We start from the raw sequence: 20,381 nt of genomic DNA on the forward strand, positions 1-20,381 counted from the left end.
TCTTTGCACACATGGCTACTTCTCCTTGTTGCGCGGTTGATCCCGGTTCAGGATAACCCAACGGCGGGGAAGCAGCCAACACATCCCATTAGCGGACATCGGCTTGGGTCACAGTGAATGTCTGCTTCGATCAAGAGTTCGTCTGTCCGGCAGATATGGACCGCAACTTTATAGGCTTGGACCTTTTCCTACACGTGCCCGAGGGCGCGCGCCATCTGACATGCCGACACAAACGACGATCTCGTTTGGGAGCGGTGCATCCGGCACTGCAATGCTCAGGGTGTCGATGTGATCGAAGGACCAGGCCTCGTCCTTGTGCCCGAGCGGCAGATCGATGAAACCGCCAAGACCACCCAGTTTCACAATCGAGGGCATGAGTGCTTGACCGCCGCCGATCGCCGCGCGCAAGGGTTTTCCCAGTCGCGGATGCAGGAGTGCCGCGCCGTGCTCTGCCGCGCCATGAGCGCCGACGGTGGCGGCCTTGCCGTAGCTGACGGGCGGCATATCGAGGGCGGCAACGGCCTCTGCGGCCAGTTGCGCGCCAAGCGTTGCGCCGAATTCGAATAGTTCTGTGAGGTCGTCCTGACCGATCCCGGCAAAGGGATTGCGCAGCACGGCCAACGCCGCTACGCGGGTGAGAGGGGCGCAGGGGGTGCCCATCTCGTCGGTCTCGGTCCGGTCCCGGATCAGCATTGTCTTTCGGATCAGCATCAGGCCGTTTCCTTCAGTGGTTCTGCGGCGGCTCCGGTCTTGAGCATCCGGAATATAATGGCGACGGGTAAGACGAGAGCAAAAAGCGCGGCACCGAAGAGGATGGCGCTGTCTGGCACCCCGGTTTGGTCGAAGAGCCAGCCGGCAATCGGTGGGCTTGCGGTCATGATGGCATAATAGGTGGTGAAAAATACCCCCATGCCGAACGCGCGTCGTTCGGGTGCCACCGCCTGACCCGCCAGCGCCATGATGACGCCGGCCGGTGCCATTCCCACGAGGCCAAAGAGCAGGCTTGCCGCCAGCCCAGTGCCGGGCATCTTGAGCAACAGCAGGGAAAGAACCGCAGCGGCGGTGCAGATAGCCAGAATTGTCTCGCGTCGCCCGAAGCGGTCTGCGATCTGACCACAGACAGCCCCCGACAGGATCATCACCCAGCTGCCGACGCTGATCACCGAAGCCGCGGCCAAGGTGCCCATCCCCTGCGCCTCGAGCATGCTCGGGCCGAAGCTCAGGTAGACGACATATCCCGCGTTGAAGACGCCCCAGGCGGTGCCTGCACAGACAACCAGACCCCACTCATACGGCAGGAGCCCCTTTATCCGGGGGCCTGCGACGGAGGGTAGGCCGCTCGGCGCACGATAGAGCGTGAAGACCGCAACGGCCGCAAGGGCGCACCACACAGAGGCAACAGCAAAGGGCGCGCGCCAGCCATGGACCTCTGTCAGCCAGGTGTGCCCGACCTGCCCCATGGCGATGCCGAAGGGCCAGCTCATCACCAGGACACTCATCGCCGTGGCGATCTCGCGGCCCTCGAACCAGTCCGCCACCATCTTGGTGAAATAGAGCCCTGCAATCACGAACCCGGCACCGGAGAGCACCCGACCGGCTCCGATACCGACAGGGGCTGTCGCCAGAGCAGAAAGCGCGCCGCCCAGTGCCAGCGCCGCAAGCCCCAGTCCGACCAACATCCGATCCGATACGAAGCGCCCGGAAAACCCGGCCGGAAAGGCGAGCAAGAGGCCCGGCGCCATGAACAGACCGATCATGAGCCCGATCTCGGCATTGTCGAGGCCGAAGGCGCCCGAAAGCTCAGTGCCGACCGACCCCATGGTCTGAAACTGGAAACCGGCCCCGACACGGGCGAGAAAGAGCAGCGCCAGGATGCGCCAGCGCATCACGCCCAGCCGAGTTGACGCAGCGCCTGCGTGTCGTTCCAGATCTTGGTCATATGCGCGATGCGATCCCCGTCGAAGCGCATGACATAGGCATAGTCGGATGCGACGGCCTTTCCTGTCGGCGCGCCCGGGCCCCCTGGGCCGGTCTGGGTGCCGTGGAACACCGCCGAGGCGACCACCGTGCTTCGATCCGCATCGACGGCAAAGGCGGTCAGGTCATAGCGCCCGTCCGGGATCGGACCCAGGAGGCCCTTCATCCATTCCGCGTAATCTTCCAGCGTGGTCGTGTCCGCCAGTGCGTCGGCCTGACAGGAAAAGCTCGCGCCATCATGGCAATAGGCCTTGCAGGCGGCCCAGCCGCCGCCGGTTTCGCAGGCCTCGAAGAAATTCCGTGCTGTCCGTTCAAGTGTCATTGGTCCGTCTCCCTGTTGATCATGGGATCGGGATGCGCCTGTGGCCGGGCCTTTTGTATCGGCCAGTTGCTGTATTCTGCACCCCGAGGGTGCAGTATTCTGCTACAGCATTTGCAGGCTTGCCTGATTGGCCCCGGTGCCAGAGGATCGGGGAGAAACCCTGCCGAAAAATGTGCCAGCCCCGTGTCGCCCGACGAAATCCTCAGCCCGCGTGAAATCGAGATCGCCAGCGCCTGAGCTATGCTGGAAAATGGGTGACGGGGTTTGAGAGGGCGGCGTATCGTGGCGGGTGTCGAAGCCTGCCAGAACTTCCATAAGGAACGATACGCCATGAAGAACGATACAGACATCATCGCCCTGCGTCAGCCGGAATCTGTTGACGATCCGCTGACCGAGATCGCCCGTGACGGGGCGCGCCGGATGCTGGCCGCCGCGCTCCGCGCCGAAGCCGACACCTTCGTCGCGCAACATGCCGAAAGCGTCCTGCCGGATGGCCGGCAGCGGGTTGTGCGGCATGGGCACGGGCCAGAACGGTCCATCCAGACCGGGATCGGCGCACTCGACGTGCGTCGCCCGAAGGTGCGTGATCGCGCCGCTGACGTGGCGGATGAGAAAAAGATCCGGTTCACCTCGGCAATCCTGCCGAAATGGGCACGGCGCTCGAAGAGCCTCGATGCCCTGCTGCCGGCGCTCTACCTGCGCGGCCTATCGATGGGCGATTTTCAGGAGGCGCTTTCTGCGCTTCTGGGTGTGGACGCCCCGAACCTGTCGCCCGGTGTGATTTCGCGGCTGACCGGGGAGTGGCAGCAGGAGTATGACCACTGGCAGCGCCGCGATCTCTCGGCGCGGCGCTACGTCTACATGTGGGCCGACGGCGTTTACCTCCAGGCCCGCATGGAGCCGCAGGCTGACTGCATGCTGGTCATTCTCGGGGCCACGCCCGAGGGCAAGAAGAAGCTCGTCGGCTTCCAGGTGGGCGTTCGCGAGAGCGCGCAGAGCTGGCGCGAACTGTTGGTCGACATCAAGGCTCGCGGCCTCAAGGTGCCGCCCGAGATCGCCGTCGGTGACGGCGCGATGGGGTTTTGGAAGGCCCTCGACGAGCTCTTCCCAGGCACGCGTCATCAGCGGTGTTCTGTGGTTGCCGCCCGTGATGCAAGAAGTTTCTGACCGTATTGGCGTGTGATCGAGTGCGCACTTCTGTCAGGCCTCAGTGTGCGACATGTCCAGAAGCCGCGGGCCGGGATGGTGATCAGCGAACCGGGTCCAAATCTGGGTTTCGGGCTTCAATGGCCCAAACACCGCTTCTGGTTTTCCCATTTCGGATCTGTTCGATCGTTTTGCCCATTCAGGTCGTCGTCTTCTCACACCCCCCTGGCACCGTAGCTAGCGGTTCGACATGAGCATCATGCCGCGCCTGCCAGCGCCGGATCCTTGTAATCTTCGTTCTTTGTCAACATCGCCCAGATTTGCCGGGCCATCTTGTTGGCCATAGCGATCGCGACCAGCATTCTGGGCTTGCGCGCCAACATACGCGACAGCCAGCTGCCCTCCGCAATTGTGCGCTGCCCAAGCCAGTTCAGTCGCGACATCGCGCCAAAAATCAGGAGACGTCGGATATCGGCCCGACCTGCCTTGGTCATGCGCCCCAAGCGCTCCTTACCTCCAGAGGAATGCTACTTGGGCACCAGGCCCAGCCAAGCCGCGAAGTCGCGCCCGGTCTTGAACTGCGCCATGTCCGGTCCGAATGCCTCGAGCGCCACAGCCGTCAGCGGTCCAACTCCCGGCATGGTCTGGAGCCGACGCGCCCTGTCCGACCGGGCGGCCAGCACCTTGAGTTTTGCGGTGCGCGCGGTGATACGCGCCGTATTCTCGGTGATCTGCGCCAGCATGTCCTGGCACTCCTCACGGATCAGCACTGGCAAGTCTGAAGCTTCATCCTCTACAAGCGCCCTCATGCGATTGAGGTGGCGTGTTCCGATGGGAAACACGTGGCCATGTTCATGCAGAAGCGCCCGCAAGGCGTTCACATCTGCGGTGCGCTGATGGACTAGTCGCTCCCGACCGCGAAACACCGCCGCGCGGGACTGCTGCTCGACCGTCTTGGGCGCCACGAAACGCATTTCGGGTTGCCGAGCCGCAGTGACGATCGCCTCGGCATCGGCAGCGTCGTTTTTCTGGCGCTTCACGAACGGGCGAACGTACTGTGGCGCGATCAGCTGAGCGTTGTGGCCGAGCCCCTCCATTTCGCGTGCCCAGTAGTGCGCGCTACCGCAAGCCTCAAAAATAACCAGGCAGGGATCCTGCTGGGCCATGAACACAGGGAACTTCTTACGCGTCAGCTTTTTTCGAAACTGGACCTCCCCGGTTCGCAGGGCACCATGGACCTGGAAAACATTCTTTGCCAGATCGACTCCTATCATCATATTCTTCATCTCGCCGTCTTCCTCGTTTTGTGGCTGTTGACACCACGACCTTGGCACATTGCGATGCCGTCTGGGGAGGGCGGCAACCACTCCATCTGGGTCCACAAGATCGCCAATGCCCTGAACAAGTTCCCGAAGTCCATGCAGCCGACAGTAAAGGCCGATCTGCGCGAGATCTGGCAGGCCGACACCCGCGCCGCGGCGCAGACCGCCATGGACACCTTCTCCGAGAAATACGGGGCCAAATACGAGAAGGCGGTCACCGGTCTGACGAAGGACAAGGAAGCGTTGCTCACCTTCTACGACTTTCCGGGGGATCATTGGGACCACCTGCGCACGGGCAACCCCATCGAAAGCGTCTTCGCCACCGTTCGGCACCGGACCGTGCGAACCAAGGGCGCGCTGTCGCAGAAGACGGCGAAGCTGATGGTCTTCAAGCTTGTTCAGGCCGCCGCAAAGACATGGCGGCGCCTGAAGGGCGCGAACCAGTTGCCTTTGGTCATCGAAGGCGTCACAGTCACCGACGGTGTCGCCGCAAACGACACTGCAAACCGCGCCGCTTGATCAGGCCGCGTCACCCAAAATCGCGCATAGCTCGGCCATAAGCCCTGGACGCCCGAACAGCTCAAAATCGCAGATGACAATTTCACAGGCATGCTGCGCCGCGCTTACCTACTGGGGCGGTGGACCGGGCAGCGGACAAGCGACGTTGTTCGGCTGGGCTGGACCGATGTTGACGAGGGCGGCTTCAACCTGCCGCAGATGAAAACCGGGGGGCAGCCCTGGCGCCCGATATTCCCCGAGCTTGAAGCCGAGATGCGGACTTGGGAAAAGCGGCCTGGACCGTTCCTTCTGCAGGAGAGCGGCAAGAACGTGGGGAAGCCGGTGACCACAAATCAGTCATGGAAGATTTTCGACGAAGCTCGAAGGAAGCAACCCGAGCTTGAGGGTGCGGTCTGGCATGGCTTGCGGGCGAATGCCGTGATTCATCTCCGGCAGGATGGACACACGTGTCAACAAATATCAGACATGGTTGGAATGTCGGTAGAGATGATAGAACGCTATTGCCGGTATGCGGATCGGAAAGCGGGCGGTCAGGCGGTACTGCGAGACCTAAAAGAACGCAAGCAGGACAAAATTGTAAAACACTGAAAAACTGTAAAGTGGAAAATCAGATGCTTATTCCTAATAAAACGAAGTGCAGGCTTCTGTTGCCAGGTGCCTGCGGACCCCGCCTTACCTGGCTAGAGGCAAGGGCTTAAGTTTCGGTCTTGTTACTGCTTACGCAGCAACGGCGACCGGAGCACGGTTGTCATTTGCAACTGTACGTTTCGGACCGATAACGGTGGTACCTCACCGGGACAAAGCAAACCCCTTTAGACGTTCGTCGATCCTGTTTCGGCCCCATGATCCCCAAATGAAGGATGATTGGTGGAGCCGCCGGGTACCGCCCCCGGGTCCGATCCGCTTATTACGAGCGCGTTTATGTCCATAGTCCCCGTTGCCGGGAACGCCCCATACATAGGGGCTTTGGCCGGGCTTGCAAAGGGGTCAGCGTGGGGAAATCGACAGCCAGATGCCGTCACGCCCGCGCACAGTCAGATGCGCCACCGGCATCGCCGGGCGGTCCGGCACCTCATCAAAGCGATAGGCCCTTATCAGCATCGCGAGCAAGAGCGGCCCCTCGATCATCGCGAACCCTGCCCCGGAGCAAACCCGCTGCCCGGCGGAGAACGGGATATAAGCGGTACGCAGGCAGGTCTTGCCGTTCTCGGTGCCATAGCGCGCGGGATCAAAGCCGTCGGGATCGTCCCACAGCCGTTCATGCCGGTGCAGGTGCCACGGGCTGATCACCACCTGCGCACCGGGTTTGACATCGCGATTGCGAAAGCGTTCGGGGCATGTGCTCTCGCGCACCATCATCGGAACGGGCGGATAAAGGCGCAGCGTCTCGCGAAACACATCCCGCGCCACGCGCAGCCGCGACATGTCGGAGAACTCGGGCGCACGGCTGCCCAACACCGCCTCGGCCTCCTCGGCAAGCCGGTCCTGCCACTCGGGGGAAAGCGCCAGCAGATACAGCGCCCAGGCCAGCGCCGAGGCGCTCGTTTCGTGCCCTGCTAGGAAAAAGATCGCCACCTGATCGACCATTTCCGTTGTCTCGAACCGCGCGCCGGTCTGCGGGTCGGCGGTGGTCATGATCTTGGTGGCCAGATCGTCGGGCGCGGTCCCGGCTTCGATCTCGCCCATGCGCTGCGCCGTCAACTGCGTGATCAGCGCGCGGATGCTGCGGGCGGTCTCGCGCGTTTTCCGGCGGTGAAAGCGCGGAAACCAGCGCGGCACCGGCACAAAGGCCGCGAGGTTCAGCACCGGCTGGGTTCGCTGATGCGCCTTGAACTGCTCGAACACCGCGCTCGCGGTCGAGTTCTCGATGGGAATCGAGAACAGCGTGCGAAAGATCACATCGGCGGCGGCATGGCTCGTGTGCGGCTCGATATCGCGCGGCGCGCCATTGGCCAAGGGCGCAAGCCGCGCCACTGCGCCCTGCCCAGACGCGACCATCGCCGCAAAGGTATCGCGCAGCCGCCCGCCCTCGAAGGCGGGGTCGATGATCCGCCGCTGCCGCCTCCACATCTCGCCATTGGTGACGAACACCGATTGCCCCAGCAGCGGCCGCAACCCCTCGGACACGCGCGCGGATTTGGGGAAGTCATCGGGCCGCTCACGCAACACCAGATCGACCAGTTCGGGCTCATTGCAAAGATAGGAGCGAAAGAACGGCGTGCGGAATTCGGCCATCCACGCACCATAGAGCCGCGCGGGCTGCGCCGAGAGAATATCTGCCCGAAACAGCCGCATGTAGCGCCACAACGACACGCGGTCAGGTCGCGCGGGGGGCTTGGGCGGCCTCATGGCGCAAGGCTCGTGTAGCCCGAGGTCGCCCGCTCGATCCGGCTTTTGGACGGGGGACGCCCGGTAAAGCGGTGCGCAAGGGTCTGCGGCCCGGCAGTGACGCGGAAATAGTCGTAATCCTTGGGCCGATCAAAGGCGCAAAGATATTGAAAATGCAGTCGGAAAAACCGCCAGCGCAATGATTTCCAGCGCTCGGCACTCAGCGTCTGCGTGAATGCCGCCGAGATCACCAGCGGCCAGCGTTTGTTCTCAGGGGCCACCCCGCTCACGCTCACCGGATCACACAGCGCAAAGGCGCAACCATCGCCAGGCGCGGTCACGTCGAGCCAGAAAAGCTCCTCGCGCGTGCTGAGATAGGCCAGATCGGCGCGCAAGCGGTGCGCACGCGGCAGGAAAGACACCATCGGCACCACCTGCCCGAGACTGAGAAACGACAGCGCGGGGCCGGTCGCAGGCACATGCCCGGCGCGGATCAGATCGGCGAGGATCGACACACCCAGATGCGCGCCCGAAGAATGCCCGACAACCAGCACCTCGTCGCACTCTCCTTGTAACGTCTGCGCAATCTCGGCGGTGAACTCGGCCATGCGCGCCTCCAACTCCGGCGGGTTGGCCCCCAGATGCCGCGCCGAATAGGCATAGTCATGCATCAGGTAATAGGCGAAAAACCGGCCATCCATGCGGCGGAACCATTCGAGGATGAGTGGCACCACGACCAGCCCTCCCCAAGCCGCCAGCGGGTGCAGCAGAGCGAGGAACTGCCCCAGACCCCACGCAGCCAGCAGCGCCAGACCGAGTTGCGTCAGCAAAAAACCCACCGGGTAAAGCGCCGCAATCACCGGACCTTTGCGCAGACGCATCAGCCGAAACAGCGCACCGGTGCCGATATAGGTGGCGGCGGTGCGGATCAGCTGCGCATAGGTCGCAAGAATGCCCTGATCCATGCTGCCCTTGACGATGTCGGACCAGACCAGCACCTCGATTTGGGCATCCACCTCGGCCCCGTCCATGCGGGCCTGCACACCCCAGCCGAATCTCACCTTAGCTTCGCTCGGCAAGATACTGATTTCATATCCGGAAATACCCGCCTGCGCGGCGCTTTCCTTGCGGTAAAGCTCGCGGTAGCGCCGTGGCGGGATTGGATCATAGCCCGGAATGTAAAACACGCGCCTGCGGCGCACAGGCGCATTAACCGGGGCGTTAACGGGGGCGTTGCTGCTCATGACCAACCTCTTGTCGGCCAGAGCCTAGCGCGAAAATCAGGCAAGCGTAAGGCGCTATCCAAGCACCGCAAGGGCCGGGAACGTCTCCAGAAGCCAGAACGAAAACGCCGAGAAACCGCCGGTCAGCATCAGCAGGCCGATGGTCCAGAGAAGCAGGCCCATGACCCGCTCGATCTGTTCCATGTGCCGCTTCATCCAGCCCATAAGCCCTTGAAGACGCGGCAGGAATGCCGCCACCAAAATGAACGGCACCCCCAGTCCGATGGCATAAACCGCCAATAGCGATGTTCCACGCGCCACATTCGCCTCGGAGGCGGCAAGCGACAGGATCGCGCCCAGTTGCGGGCCGATGCAAGGCGTCCAACCAAAGGCGAAGGCAAGGCCCAGAATATAGGCACCAAAGGAAGATCCACCCCGGTCGCCCGCATCGAGACGCGCCTCGCGGTCGAGGAACCCAAAGCGGTAGACGCCCACGAAATGCGCCCCGAAGGCCATGACAAGTATGCCCGCTATTGTGTTGAAATAGCCTTGATATTGCAGGAATACCGTGCCGATGGCCGACGCGGTGAAGCCCAGAAACAGGAACACCGTCGACAGCCCCAGCACGAAGAACAGCGCAGGCACAACGGCACGGGCGCGTTGGCTGCCACTCTCCGTCAGGTCATTGAGGCTGACACCGCTGATATAGGCGAGGTAAGGCGGCACGATCGGCAGCACGCATGGGCTTAAAAATGATAGGGTTCCAGCAACTAAGGCCACGAGCATGGCCGGCAGCAAAGCGGCGTCTATGATTTCGATTCCGAACATGGGATCACACATAACCCGTCCACCCCGCCGCGTCACGCAGCAAAGGGTCACATCCTTGTGGACAGGCTGTAACAAGGCCGCTATCTGATCGGGCATGACCCCGAATGACACGCTCGACGCCTGTGGCCTCTTGTGCCCCCTGCCCGTTCTCAAGCTGCGCAAGCGCTTGAAGTCATTAGCCGTTGGCGATGTGATCGCCTTACGCGCCGATGATCCGGCGGCGGTGATTGACGTGCCGCATTTCTGTGCCGAATCCGGCCATGAACTGATCTCGTCCAGCGACCTGGCCGGGGTGCAGACCTATCTCATCCGCAAAGCGAGCTAAGGTCGCGACATGCAATAGCCGCGCCCGTGAAACAGGGCGCGGCTAGTCTCGGAAATGTCCCGCTGTTTAGCCCAGCGACCACCAGCCGCGCCGCTTGGGCTTGGCCGGTGTGGAGTCGTCCGTCACTGTTTCGGGCTCGGCCGCCGGTTCGGGCTCGGGGGTATTGGCCGGTTCCGCGACACTCTCTGCTTCGGGCTCGGGCTCAGGCTTCGGCGCAGGAGCGGCTTCGGCCACAGGGTCGGGAATCGGCTCGGGATCTGCTGGTGCAGGCTCTGCCGGTACGTCGCCCTCTTTCGCAACGGCGGCGGTCTCGGGCTCTTTCTTCTTGCGCGAAACGGAGCGCGAACGCGGCTTTGGCTTGGGTTTGTCGGCCTCAGTCTCCTCGGTCCGGGCCTCTGCCGGGGCCCCTGCCTCTGCCTCGCCTTCGGTCTTGACCGGGGTCTTCTTGCGCGAACGGCTGGAGCTTTTCGGCTTGGGCTTGGACGCATCGGTCTCGGCGGCGGGCTCAGCCTGTTCGGCTTGCGAGGGCGCGCTCACGGCCTCGGCGATGGCCGACTGCGCGGCTTCGCCTTGATCACCACGCGCCTCCTCCTGCGGCTGTGTCTCGACGTTGTCGGCGTTGTCCGACTGACCGTTCTCGGATTGATCGTTCTCGGACTGGCCGTTGCTCGCGTTCTTGGGCTTGCGACGGCTGCGGCTGCGCGAACGACGGCGCTTCTTTTTGGGCTTCTCACCCTCGTCGCCCGCGGCGTCGCGCGATGACTCAACCTCGTCTGCGTCGATCTCATCTTCGATCTCGTCAATCTCGTCGATCTCGACCATGAGCGCTGCACCGGCGGAGACGAATTGCGCGGCGTCCGGCTCGGGCACGGTGCGCGTCGCGGTCTTGAACTTCTCCATTGTGAAATCGGGGCTGACCAACCTGGGGTCGCCCTCGATCCGGACCGAGAGACCATAGCGCGCCTCGATCTGTGCGACGTGGTCGCGCTTCTGGTTCATCAGGTAGTTGGCGATGCCCACCGGGCATTTCAGCAGGACCTCGCGCGAGCGGCGGCGCACGCCCTCTTCCTCGACCTGACGCAGGATCGACAGCGCAAGGTTGTCATCCGAGCGAATGAGGCCGGTGCCGTGGCAAGTCGGGCACGGCTGTGTGGTGGCCTCTATCATGCCGGGGCGCAGACGCTGGCGCGACATTTCCATCAGGCCAAAGCCCGAGATACGCCCCACCTGGATGCGGGCGCGATCGGTCTTGAGCCGATCCTTCATCCGCTTTTCAACAGAGGCGTTGTTGCGCCGCTCGTCCATGTCGATGAAGTCGATCACGATCAGCCCGGCAAGGTCGCGCAATCGCAACTGCCGGGCGACCTCGTCGGCGGCCTCGAGATTGGTTTTGAGCGCGGTCTCCTCGATCGAGCCTTCCTTGGTGGCACGGCCGGAGTTTACGTCGATGGCGACAAGCGCCTCGGTCACGCCGATCACGATATAGCCACCGGATTTGAGCTGCACCGTGGGGTTGAACATACCGCTGAGGTAGCTTTCGACCTGATGGCGCGCAAAGAGCGGCTGCTGATCGACATAGTGTTTCACGTTCTTCGCGTGGGACGGCATGATCATCTTCATGAAGTCCTTGGCGATCCGATAGCCCATTTCACCCTCTACCAGAACCTCGTCGATCTCGCGATTATAGAGATCGCGGATCGAGCGTTTGATCAGGTTGCCTTCCTCGTAGATCTTTGCGGGCGCGATGGATTTCAGCGTGAGTTCGCGGATCTGTTCCCACAGGCGCTGGAGATATTCGTAATCGCGTTTAATCTCGGCCTTTGTGCGCTTGGCCCCCGCGGTGCGGATGATCAGGCCCGCGCCCTTGGGCACGTCGATCTCGGTGGCGATTTCCTTGAGCTTCTTACGGTCGGCAGCGAGCGTGATCTTGCGGGAGATGCCGCCGCCGCGCGCGGTGTTGGGCATCAGCACACAGTACCGACCGGCGAGGCTGAGATAGGTGGTCAGCGCCGCGCCCTTGTTTCCGCGCTCTTCCTTGACGACCTGCACCAGCATGATCTGGCGGACCTTGATCACCTCCTGGATCTTGTAACGGCGCGCGCGCGGCTTGCGCACCGGGCGCAGATCCTCGCTGTCATCCTCGTCGGCGACGGATTCGATACTGTCGTCATGGCTGGAGTGATCGCGGGTGTCGCTCTCGGTGTCGGTGTCGTCCGATGCTTCGTCCGAAGACCTGGTCTGGCTGTCGGCGGGTTCCTCGACCGGGGTTTCGGAGACGCGCTCCATCGGCGAGGTGCCTTCCTCGTCGTCGTCTCCGCCGAGGTCGATGGTTTCCATGCCGGAAATGTCGCCGGTGGTCACCGCATCTTCCGATGTGGTCTGTTCCGGTTTGGCTTTCGAGCGCGAGCGGGAGCGTGAAGTGCGTTTTGGCTTTTCCTCTTCCTCCTGCTGGGCCTGGGCGAGCGCCTCTTCCTCGGCCATCAGAGCCTCGCGGTCAGCCACGGGGATCTGATAGTAATCGGGATGGATCTCCGAGAAGGCGAGGAAACCGTGACGGTTGCCGCCGTAATCGACGAAGGCCGCCTGCAGCGATGGCTCGACCCGTGTTACCTTGGCGAGATAGATGTTGCCAGCAAGCTGGCGTTTGTTCTCGGATTCGAAATCGAATTCCTCGACCTTGTTTCCGTCGACCACCACGACGCGGGTTTCCTCCGCGTGGGTGGCATCAATGAGCATTTTCTTGGCCATGTTTTCCGTTTGCATCGCGGCGCGGCGCACGCCCCCGGAGGAGCGGCGCGTTGCGGCTGATGTCTGATAGGGGCGATCGCGGGCGTGCGCATGGGCGGGACACATGTGGTCCCTGCCTGTATGACGCTTTCAAGTCTCGCGCGCTTCATCGCGGTTCTTCTTCTCCGGCCCTTGCGGGCCAATTCAAGGCCTGAGGCACCTTGTCGGGGTATCAGGCGTGCATGTGGCCCCGGACGGGGACCCAATCGGTCTGTTTCGCCCTCACGGATTTGTCGGTCCGACAGGGGGCTGAAACAGCGAATCTCTTGTGGCCGGGCGCGAAAATCAGCGCCCTTCACCGCACTGTCACACTAAAGCGTAGGTGGCGGGGATTACAATGGAGAAAATGCAATGCCCGGGGTCGGACCCGGCACGGCATGAGATGTGCAGGTCGTCCCGACGGGTTTCCGCCGTTGATCATTATAGCCATGCGCAGCTTGTCAGAACGGCGGCAACTGGCCAATTCACCTCACACGGTGCGACCCGTCGACAGATCAAGCAGGGATCGAGACACGCGTCTGTGCGCCTGCGTCGGGCAGGAACCAGAACTGCCCCTTGCGCAGGACAAGGCCGCGCCGCATGGTCGTCGCATGAGCCCTTCGCCCAAATGGGGCCTTGTCGCCACGATCAAGGCCCCCGCCCGAGACATCCTGAATTTTGCCGCCCATCACCTCGATCTGGGCGCACAGCGTGTGCATGTCTTTCTCGACGCCGCCAATCCGCAGGCCGAGGCCGCGCTGCGCGCGCATCCCAAGTGCCGGGTGATCCTGTGCGACGACGCGTACTGGCACCGTCGCCGACGCAACGGGCGACCGGACAAGCATCAGCAGCGCCAGAGCCTGAACGCCACCCATTGTCTTAACAAGCGCCCGCGGGTCGATTGGCTAGCGCATATCGACGTGGATGAATTCCTCTGGTCTGCCAGCCCCCTGCCCGCGCAGCTGGCCGCCCTGCCCGAGGACACGCTCAGCGCCCGCATCCGCCCCATCGAGGCGCTCGCCCCCGACCCTGCCGACCCGCCACTCGATGGCGCGCAATGGTTCAAGTCATGCGCCCGGTTGCAAGACCAGCGGCGTGCGGAGACCAACGCCATCTATCCCATCTACGGCCCACATCTCAACGGTGGCTTTCTCAGCCACGTGGCGGGCAAGGTCTTTGTCCGCACCGACCGCCCCGGAACCAGCCTGCGCATCCACAATGCCTTTCGTGACAACGTGATGGATGATGCGCCCGAGGACTTGCCCGACACGCTGCTCTGTCATCTGCACGCGCCCAGCTGGGACGACTGGCAAGCCGCCTATCGCTTCCGTCTGGCGCAGGGCTCTTATCGCGAGGAGTTGAAGCCAGCGCCACAGTCGGATGGCGGTGGTCTCAACATGCACGCGCTGTTCCGGATGCTGGAGGACGACGGCGGAGAAGACGCGCTGCGCGGTTTCTACGACGAGGTTTGCGTCGCCTCCCCCGGCCTGCGCGCGCGTCTTGCGGCACGCGACGCGCTGCACTGTGTCACGCTTGGGCTTGAGGGCAAGAGGCGGAAACATTTCCCCGATTTCGATTGATTGTTTCCCTATGCGTGACAATCCGCGCCCCTTACCTCAAGCGCCGGGCGTGCTCGAGCGCATTGCATTGACCGCACCCGGCGCTTGAGGTAAGGGGCGCGCAGCGGGTCATCCATGTGGAGAACCACAGGCCCAGGAGGGGCCTGACCCGGCGACAGACGTACGGGCCAAGATTGTGTCCGTAAACCACGGATACGCATGACCAAATTTTCAGATCTGAATCTCAACCCCAAAGTCCTCAAGGCGATCGAGGAAGCGGGATACGAAACCCCCACCCCCATTCAGGCGGGCGCCATCCCCCCGGCCCTCGAAGGGCGCGACGTTCTGGGCATCGCCCAGACCGGCACCGGCAAGACCGCAGGCTTTACCCTGCCGATGCTGTCGCTGCTGTCGCGGGGCCGGGCCCGGGCGCGGATGCCGCGTAGTCTGGTGCTGTGCCCCACGCGCGAACTCGCGGCGCAGGTGGCCGAGAATTTCGACACCTATTCCAAGCATCTCAAGCTGACCAAGGCCCTGTTGATCGGCGGGGTCAGCTTCAAGGAGCAGGACAAGTTGATCGACAAGGGCGTCGACGTGCTGATCGCCACCCCGGGCCGGTTGCTCGACCATTTCGAGCGCGGTAAGCTCTTGCTCACCGGCGTGCAGATCATGGTGGTGGACGAGGCCGACCGGATGCTCGACATGGGCTTCATCCCCGATATCGAACGAATCTTCAGTCTCACGCCCTTCACCCGGCAGACGCTGTTCTTCTCGGCCACCATGGCCCCCGAGATCGAGCGCATCACCAACACGTTCCTGTCCGCCCCCGCCCGGGTCGAGGTGGCCCGTCAGGCCACGGCAAGCGAGACCATTGAACAGGGCGTGGTGATGATCAAACCCTCGCGCCGGGACCGCGCCGACAGCGAAAAGCGCAACGTGCTGCGCGCGCTGATCGACGGCGAGGGCGAGGCCTGCACCAACGCGATCGTGTTTTGCAACCGAAAGATCGACGTGGATGTCGTTTCGAAATCGCTCACCAAGCACGGCTACGATGCCGCGCCAATCCACGGCGATCTCGATCAGAGCCAGCGCACCCGCACACTCGATCAGTTTCGCGCAGGCGATCTGAAAATTCTCGTCGCCTCGGACGTCGCCGCACGCGGCCTCGATGTGCCGGCCGTCAGCCATGTGTTCAACTACGACGTGCCCAGCCATGCCGAGGATTACGTCCATCGCATCGGCCGTACCGGCCGTGCCGGGCGCTCGGGCAAGGCGATGATGATTTGCTCGCCGCGCGACGAAAAGAACTTCGCGGCAATCGAGGCGCTTCTGCAGAAAGAGATCCCGCGACTCGACCATCCGGTTCCGGGCGGTGATGTCGCCCCTGCGGCAGAGACAGCAATCGACGAAAAACCCGCGTCCAAACCGCGCCGCAGCCGCAGCGTCAGTCGCAAGAAGGCCGACGCAACGCAGGAGGCCCCCGTCGAAGCACAAGCCGAGACACCGAAAGCGGAGCCCAAGCCTCAGGACAAATCCCAGGACAAGCCGCAAGACAAGCCCCAGGACCGTGGTTCCGAGCGCAACCAGAGCCGAGGCCGCAGTGGTGGGGGTCGTGGTGGCGATCAGGGCAACAAGGTGGTCGGCATGGGTGATCACATGCCCAGCTTCATCGCTCTCAGCTTTGAGGAGCGGCGCGCGGGCTGAGGCCCCGCCTGCCCCTCACGTCAGCGCGCGATCACGATATCGGCGCAGAGCCCGCCCAGGCTCTCGCTTTCGGCCAGTCGCAGTGTGCCGCCATGCGCGCGAGCCACGTCGATCACGATCGACAGCCCCAGCCCCACGCCGGTGCCACGATTCTGGTTGCGTGCGGGCTCCAGCCGAGTGAAGGGCTTGATCGCCTCGCCGCGGCTTTCGGGCGGGATGCCGGGGCCGTCATCCTCCACCCGGATGCGCAGCGACCGCTCGGTCAGCGTCACCGAGACCTCGGCGCGCGTGCCGTAGCGCACCGCATTGTTGATCAGGTTCTCCAGCGCCCGGCGGACGGCGCCCGCGCGCAGCGCCACCTCGCCTGTCCCGTCGGCTTTGACCAGCGTCACATCGACCCGCGCGCGCCGCATGTCATCGACCACCTGCCGCACCAGCGCCACGGGATCGACCGGCTCCGCCTCGCCCTCCTGCGCGCCGCGCGCGAAATCGAGAAAGCCGTCGAGCAACCGCTCCATGTCGGCCACGTCGCGCAGCATCGGTGCGGCCTCCTCCTCGTCGAGCATGGCAAGGCTCAGCCGCAGCCGGGTCAGCGGCGTGCGCAGATCGTGGCTGACACCCGAGAGCATCAGCGTGCGCTGCTCGATCTGCCGCTCGATCCGGGCGCGCATGTCGACAAAGGCGCTGCCCGCCGCGCGCACCTCGGTGGCCCCCTTGGGCTTGTAGGGTACGTGCCGCCCGCGCCCGAACGCCTCGGCCGCCTCGGCCAGCCGCCGGATCGGCTGCACCTGCTTGCGGAGGTAGAGAAACGACACCACCGTCATCAGCGCGCCGAACACCGCCATGTTGACCAGCAACTGATGCGGTTGCCGCGCCGAGACGCGCCGCCGCTCGAACATCAGCTTGAGCGCGCCATCGGATCGGTCGAAATATAGCTCCACGATATTGTTGTCGCGCAGCGCGACGCGGCGCAGATCCGGGAAATAGGCGCTGAACTCGCGGATCACGACAATGCCGGAAAAATCGTACCAGCGCCGGAAATGCTGGTCGGGAATCTCGGCGCGCTCGATCGGCTGCAGGCTGATCCCGAGGGCGCGCGCCACTGATCCGTCCCCATCCCGATCCTGCTCTTCCAGCACCGCGCGGATCTCGCGCGCCACGGTCTCGGTCATCTGTTGGGTCACGCCTTCGAAATGACGCTGGATGAAGACGATCGAGACCACCAGAAGCAGCGTGATCACCGGCAGCAGCAGGATCAGCGTTGCCCGGCCGAACAGGCCGCGCGGCATATAGGGTTTGAGCCAGCGTAAGGACATGGCTAAACCTATCCCCGGGCGGCAGCGGAAGAAAGAGCGATGCGAGCAGATCAGCAAGAGAAACCGAGTGTTGGTGAACCGCAGCGGATCGGCGCCGACCTGCGGTGCATTCTCGCGCCCAACCCGTCGCCAATGACCTTCTGGGGCACCAATACCTATCTGCTGGGTCATCGACGGCTTGCGGTGATTGACCCCGGACCCGATGAAGAGGCTCATCTCGCGGCCATTCTGGACGCATTAGAGCCGGGGCAGAGCGTCAGCCATATCCTCGTCACCCATGCCCATCTCGATCATTCCCCGCTTGCCGCGCGGCTGTCGCAGGACACCGGCGCGCCGGTGCTGGCCTATGGCGACGCGCGGGCCGGGCGCAGCGCGATCATGCAGGAGCTTGCCGCGCGCGGCGATGTCGGCGGCGGAGAGGGCGTGGATACGGATTTTACCCCCGATCTGGAGCTCTGCGATGGCGAGCGGGTGACGGGCGACGGCTGGTCGCTCACCGCGCTCTGGACGCCTGGGCATTTCGGCAATCACCTGTGCTTCGACACGGGGCGCGATCTTTTCAGCGGAGATCTGGTGATGGGCTGGGCGAGTTCGCTGGTCTCGCCGCCCGATGGCGACCTCACGCAGTTCATGGCCTCCTGCGCCCGGCTGCGCGCCCGCGCCCCCGCGCGCCTGCTGCCCGGCCATGGCGCGCCGGTCACCGATCCCGTGGCCCGGCTCGACTGGCTGATCGCGCATCGAAAGTCCCGCGAGGCCGCCATCCTGAATGCGCTGAGTGACGGGCCGCAGACCGCCCACGCACTGGCCACGCGGCTCTATACCGATACGCCGCCCGCGCTCCTGCCTGCCGCCGGGCGCAATGTCCTGGCCCATTTGATCGACCTGCATGGCCGCGCGGCGGCGGTCGTGCCGGAGTGTCCGCTCCATCCCGCCACCCGATTTCGGCTGACCGACAGCCCCGGCGCGACAAAACCGGTGCCAGAATCGCCAACCCCGCCGCCTGTGAACAAAAACCGGTCGTAGTTACCCGCTTTTCCTCCCGCTGCGCTGCTATACAGCTGCAGGGCACTCGCGCACAGGCGCGATTGCCACCACAAATCCCTGCCACATGGGCACACGCATGAAGAAAACCGGTCTCGATGCCATTGATATTCGCATTCTCAGCGCGGTCCAAACCCATGGACAGCTGAGCAAGACGCGGCTTGCCGAGATCGTCAACCTCTCGCCCACGCCCTGTTGGGCACGGCTCGACCGGCTCAAGGCAGCGGGCTATATCCGCGCATTCCGCGCCGAGATCGCGTTGGAGCGCGTCGTCGATTTCACCCGCGTGATTGTGACCGTTTCGCTCACGCATCACCGTCGCGCGGATTTCGACCGATTCGAGAGCCATATCGCCAAGGTCGACGAGATCGCAGATTGCGTCGCCACCGGCGGCGGCATGGATTACATCATGACCGTCTATGTGCGCAACGTCGCCGCCTTCGAGACGCTGATGGCCGGGCTGCTCGATTCCGATCTGGGGATCGACCGGTACATGACCTATTTCACCACCCGCACGGTCAAGGCCACACCCCCGAACCTTCCCAAGCTATGCGTGGTCCCGTCCTCCTCCACCTTCTCCTCGACCGACAAGGCCTGAGTCGCCCGCCCCTCGGCGCCCAATTGGCGCGCAACGGGCGCACACGACCGTTCGGTCTGCGTGTGCTGAAAAATTAGTCCACTCAATCTTCGGACTGCCATTTTTCAGACCGCACCGCATCCCATAGCGGCGTTATACGGGGCCCGAGTTCAACGTATTCGGCGGACGGATGGGCCGCTGATCGACAAGGGAGGCGAATGACATGACGCAATCAACTGATTTCGGGTTCGGCACGCAAATACGCAAGTCACCTTACTTTGACGCGACCGTGCGTTGGGGCGCGCAAGGCTTCTCGGTCTACAACCACATGTACATTCCGCGCGACTTTGGCGATCCGGAACAGAATTTCTGGAACCTGGTGAATGACGCGATCCTGTGCGATGTGGGCGTCGAGCGGCAGGTCGAGATCACCGGGCCGGATGCGGCGAAATTCACCCAGATGCTGACGCCGCGCGATCTGTCGACCATGGCGGTCGGGCAGTGCAAATACGTGCTGATCACCAATGCCGAAGGCGGCATCCTCAACGATCCGATCTGCCTGCGGTTAGGGGAAAACCATTTCTGGCTGTCGCTCGCCGATAGCGACATCCTGCTCTGGGCGCAAGGCGTGGCGGTGCATTCCGGCCTCGATGTGCAGATCACCGAGCCGGACGTGTCACCGCTGCAATTGCAGGGGCCGCAATCGGGCGAGATCATGCGCGCGCTCTTCGGCGACGAGATCATGGACCTGCGTTACTACTGGCTGCGCGAGGTCGAGCTCGATGGCATACCCCTGATCGTGTCTCGCACCGGCTGGTCGAGCGAGCTGGGCTACGAGATCTACCTGCGCGACGGCGACTGGGGCGATGCGCTGTGGGAGCGGATCATGACCGCCGGCCTGCCCTTCGGCCTCAAGCCCGGCCACACCTCGACCATTCGCCGGATCGAGGCGGGCATGCTCAGCTATCACGCCGATGCCGATATCCACACCAACCCTTACGAGCTGGGCCTCGACCGGCTGGTCAACGTCGACATGGAGGCCGATTTCATCGGCAAGTTCGCCCTGCGCCGCATCCGCGACAACGGGGTCGCGCGCAAGCAGGTCGGGCTGCGTCTGGGGGGCGCGTCGCTCACGGGGCCCAATACACGCTTCTGGCCGATCAATCATGACGGCGAGACCGTGGGCAAGGTGACCTCGGCGGTCTACTCGCCCCGGCTGGAGCAGAACATCGCGCTGGCCATGGTCTCGGTCGACTATGCCGAGCTTGGCACCGAATTCGTGGTCTACACGAAATCTGGCCCGGCGCAGGCGACGGTGGTCGAAAAGCCCTTCTTCGATCCCCGCAAGAAGCTGGCCGTGGCCTGAGGTCACCTCGCGAAGACCGTCCGTCTGAACCCTGCCATCGCGCGGCCCCGGCTGCGCGGGGC

At 63.6% G+C, this 20,381-nt stretch carries 16 protein-coding genes, 1 other RNA gene and 2 pseudogenes; 9 read left to right on the top strand and 10 right to left on the bottom strand.

Annotated features, from left to right (window positions below):
• Nucleotides 1-168: 168 nt before the first annotated feature.
• From ACSSV4_RS03210 to ACSSV4_RS03220, 3 genes are read right to left on the bottom strand one after another with little or no spacing between them, the layout of a single operon-like run.
• Complete coding sequence (locus tag ACSSV4_RS03210) at nt 169-711, bottom strand: amino acid synthesis family protein (RefSeq protein WP_454273413.1); 543 nt, start codon at nt 709-711, stop codon at nt 169-171.
• Complete coding sequence (locus ACSSV4_RS03215; RefSeq protein ID WP_454273415.1) at nt 711-1,886, bottom strand: MFS transporter; 1,176 nt, start codon at nt 1,884-1,886, stop codon at nt 711-713. Before ACSSV4_RS03215 ends, ACSSV4_RS03210 begins: the two co-directional genes overlap by 1 nt.
• Nucleotides 1,886-2,299, bottom strand: coding sequence for an ester cyclase (locus ACSSV4_RS03220; RefSeq protein WP_454273416.1), 414 nt, complete (start codon nt 2,297-2,299; stop codon nt 1,886-1,888). The genes ACSSV4_RS03215 and ACSSV4_RS03220 overlap by 1 nt, the downstream gene beginning before the upstream one ends.
• 330 nt (nt 2,300-2,629) lie before the next feature.
• Between ACSSV4_RS03220 and ACSSV4_RS03225 the strand changes: the two genes are divergently transcribed.
• Nucleotides 2,630-3,466 (top strand): IS256 family transposase, encoded by an 837-nt coding sequence (locus tag ACSSV4_RS03225; RefSeq protein ID WP_454273417.1) that lies wholly within the window; start codon nt 2,630-2,632, stop codon nt 3,464-3,466.
• 236 nt (nt 3,467-3,702) lie between these two features.
• Here the strand turns inward: ACSSV4_RS03225 and ACSSV4_RS03230 are convergent.
• Nucleotides 3,703-4,731 (bottom strand): annotated as a pseudogene (locus ACSSV4_RS03230) (IS110 family transposase).
• An 87-nt stretch (nt 4,732-4,818) separates the two neighbouring features.
• Here ACSSV4_RS03230 and ACSSV4_RS03235 point away from each other — a divergent pair.
• Nucleotides 4,819-5,286 (top strand): annotated as a pseudogene (locus ACSSV4_RS03235) (transposase); the annotation flags it as partial.
• A 90-nt stretch (nt 5,287-5,376) separates the two neighbouring features.
• Nucleotides 5,377-5,874, top strand: a complete 498-nt coding sequence (locus tag ACSSV4_RS03240) for a tyrosine-type recombinase/integrase (protein ID WP_454273418.1) — start codon at nt 5,377-5,379, stop codon at nt 5,872-5,874.
• Nucleotides 5,875-5,919: 45 nt separating this feature from the next.
• On the opposite strand, the gene ssrA is transcribed toward ACSSV4_RS03240, so the two are convergent.
• From ssrA to ACSSV4_RS03260, 4 genes are all read right to left on the bottom strand, one after another.
• Nucleotides 5,920-6,273: a transfer-messenger RNA gene (ssrA, locus tag ACSSV4_RS03245) on the bottom strand.
• Nucleotides 6,274-7,635: a cytochrome P450 gene (locus tag ACSSV4_RS03250; protein WP_454273419.1), complete on the bottom strand. Its 1,362-nt coding sequence runs from the start codon at nt 7,633-7,635 to the stop codon at nt 6,274-6,276. It lies immediately after the preceding tmRNA gene.
• Entirely contained in the window at nt 7,632-8,858 is a 1,227-nt protein-coding gene (locus ACSSV4_RS03255; protein WP_454273421.1) for a hypothetical protein, read from the bottom strand. The genes ACSSV4_RS03250 and ACSSV4_RS03255 overlap by 4 nt, the downstream gene beginning before the upstream one ends.
• Nucleotides 8,859-8,912: 54 nt before the next feature.
• Complete coding sequence (locus ACSSV4_RS03260; protein ID WP_454273422.1) at nt 8,913-9,665, bottom strand: cytochrome c biogenesis CcdA family protein; 753 nt, start codon at nt 9,663-9,665, stop codon at nt 8,913-8,915.
• A gap of 94 nt (nt 9,666-9,759) precedes the next feature.
• Here ACSSV4_RS03260 and ACSSV4_RS03265 point away from each other — a divergent pair, with 94 nt between their 5' ends.
• Nucleotides 9,760-9,990, top strand: a complete 231-nt coding sequence (locus tag ACSSV4_RS03265; RefSeq protein ID WP_454273423.1) for a sulfurtransferase TusA family protein — start codon at nt 9,760-9,762, stop codon at nt 9,988-9,990.
• 66 nt (nt 9,991-10,056) lie between these two features.
• On the opposite strand, the gene ACSSV4_RS03270 is transcribed toward ACSSV4_RS03265, so the two are convergent.
• Complete coding sequence (locus ACSSV4_RS03270; protein ID WP_454273425.1) at nt 10,057-12,738, bottom strand: ribonuclease E/G; 2,682 nt, start codon at nt 12,736-12,738, stop codon at nt 10,057-10,059.
• Nucleotides 12,739-13,367: 629 nt separating this feature from the next.
• Between ACSSV4_RS03270 and ACSSV4_RS03275 the strand changes: the two genes are divergently transcribed.
• Nucleotides 13,368-14,336 (top strand): glycosyltransferase family 2 protein, encoded by a 969-nt coding sequence (locus tag ACSSV4_RS03275; RefSeq protein WP_454273427.1) that lies wholly within the window; start codon nt 13,368-13,370, stop codon nt 14,334-14,336.
• Nucleotides 14,337-14,534: 198 nt separating this feature from the next.
• Nucleotides 14,535-16,019, top strand: coding sequence for a DEAD/DEAH box helicase (locus ACSSV4_RS03280; protein ID WP_454273428.1), 1,485 nt, complete (start codon nt 14,535-14,537; stop codon nt 16,017-16,019).
• 20 nt (nt 16,020-16,039) lie between these two features.
• Here the strand turns inward: ACSSV4_RS03280 and ACSSV4_RS03285 are convergent, their stop codons facing one another.
• Nucleotides 16,040-17,335 carry an ATP-binding protein gene (locus tag ACSSV4_RS03285; RefSeq protein ID WP_454273429.1) on the bottom strand — a complete coding sequence of 432 codons (1,296 nt, stop codon included), beginning with the start codon at nt 17,333-17,335 and terminating at the stop codon, nt 16,040-16,042.
• Nucleotides 17,336-17,374: 39 nt separating this feature from the next.
• On the opposite strand from ACSSV4_RS03285, the gene ACSSV4_RS03290 reads away from it, so the two are divergent.
• The 3 genes from ACSSV4_RS03290 (at nt 17,375) to ACSSV4_RS03300 (ending at nt 20,319) form a co-directional block, all read left to right on the top strand.
• Nucleotides 17,375-18,358, top strand: coding sequence for an MBL fold metallo-hydrolase (locus tag ACSSV4_RS03290; protein ID WP_454273431.1), 984 nt, complete (start codon nt 17,375-17,377; stop codon nt 18,356-18,358).
• A gap of 97 nt (nt 18,359-18,455) precedes the next feature.
• Complete coding sequence (locus ACSSV4_RS03295) at nt 18,456-18,974, top strand: Lrp/AsnC family transcriptional regulator (RefSeq protein ID WP_454273433.1); 519 nt, start codon at nt 18,456-18,458, stop codon at nt 18,972-18,974.
• 202 nt (nt 18,975-19,176) lie between these two features.
• Nucleotides 19,177-20,319, top strand: a complete 1,143-nt coding sequence (locus ACSSV4_RS03300) for a glycine cleavage T C-terminal barrel domain-containing protein (RefSeq protein ID WP_454273434.1) — start codon at nt 19,177-19,179, stop codon at nt 20,317-20,319.
• The last annotated feature ends 62 nt before the right edge of the window (nt 20,320-20,381 follow it).

Source organism: Roseovarius sp. MBR-154 (genome assembly GCF_053628595.1).

Excerpts from the sequence above, each read along its gene's own strand:
- ACSSV4_RS03280 (WP_454273428.1), top strand. The coding sequence starts at position 14,535 with ATGACCAAATTTTCAGATCTGAATCTCAACCCCAAAGTCCTCAAGGCG.
- ACSSV4_RS03270 (WP_454273425.1), bottom strand. The coding sequence starts at position 12,738 with ATGGCCAAGAAAATGCTCATTGATGCCACCCACGCGGAGGAAACCCGC.
- ACSSV4_RS03220 (WP_454273416.1), bottom strand. The coding sequence starts at position 2,299 with ATGACACTTGAACGGACAGCACGGAATTTCTTCGAGGCCTGCGAAACC.
- ACSSV4_RS03250 (WP_454273419.1), bottom strand. The coding sequence starts at position 7,635 with ATGAGGCCGCCCAAGCCCCCCGCGCGACCTGACCGCGTGTCGTTGTGG.
- ACSSV4_RS03225 (WP_454273417.1), top strand. The coding sequence starts at position 2,630 with ATGAAGAACGATACAGACATCATCGCCCTGCGTCAGCCGGAATCTGTT.
- ACSSV4_RS03260 (WP_454273422.1), bottom strand. The coding sequence starts at position 9,665 with ATGTTCGGAATCGAAATCATAGACGCCGCTTTGCTGCCGGCCATGCTC.
- ACSSV4_RS03285 (WP_454273429.1), bottom strand. The coding sequence starts at position 17,335 with ATGTCCTTACGCTGGCTCAAACCCTATATGCCGCGCGGCCTGTTCGGC.
- ACSSV4_RS03290 (WP_454273431.1), top strand. The coding sequence starts at position 17,375 with ATGCGAGCAGATCAGCAAGAGAAACCGAGTGTTGGTGAACCGCAGCGG.
- ACSSV4_RS03240 (WP_454273418.1), top strand. The coding sequence starts at position 5,377 with ATGCTGCGCCGCGCTTACCTACTGGGGCGGTGGACCGGGCAGCGGACA.
- ACSSV4_RS03300 (WP_454273434.1), top strand. The coding sequence starts at position 19,177 with ATGACGCAATCAACTGATTTCGGGTTCGGCACGCAAATACGCAAGTCA.
- ACSSV4_RS03210 (WP_454273413.1), bottom strand. The coding sequence starts at position 711 with ATGCTGATCCGAAAGACAATGCTGATCCGGGACCGGACCGAGACCGAC.
- ACSSV4_RS03275 (WP_454273427.1), top strand. The coding sequence starts at position 13,368 with ATGAGCCCTTCGCCCAAATGGGGCCTTGTCGCCACGATCAAGGCCCCC.
- ACSSV4_RS03295 (WP_454273433.1), top strand. The coding sequence starts at position 18,456 with ATGAAGAAAACCGGTCTCGATGCCATTGATATTCGCATTCTCAGCGCG.
- ACSSV4_RS03255 (WP_454273421.1), bottom strand. The coding sequence starts at position 8,858 with ATGAGCAGCAACGCCCCCGTTAACGCCCCGGTTAATGCGCCTGTGCGC.
- ACSSV4_RS03215 (WP_454273415.1), bottom strand. The coding sequence starts at position 1,886 with ATGCGCTGGCGCATCCTGGCGCTGCTCTTTCTCGCCCGTGTCGGGGCC.
- ACSSV4_RS03265 (WP_454273423.1), top strand. The coding sequence starts at position 9,760 with ATGACCCCGAATGACACGCTCGACGCCTGTGGCCTCTTGTGCCCCCTG.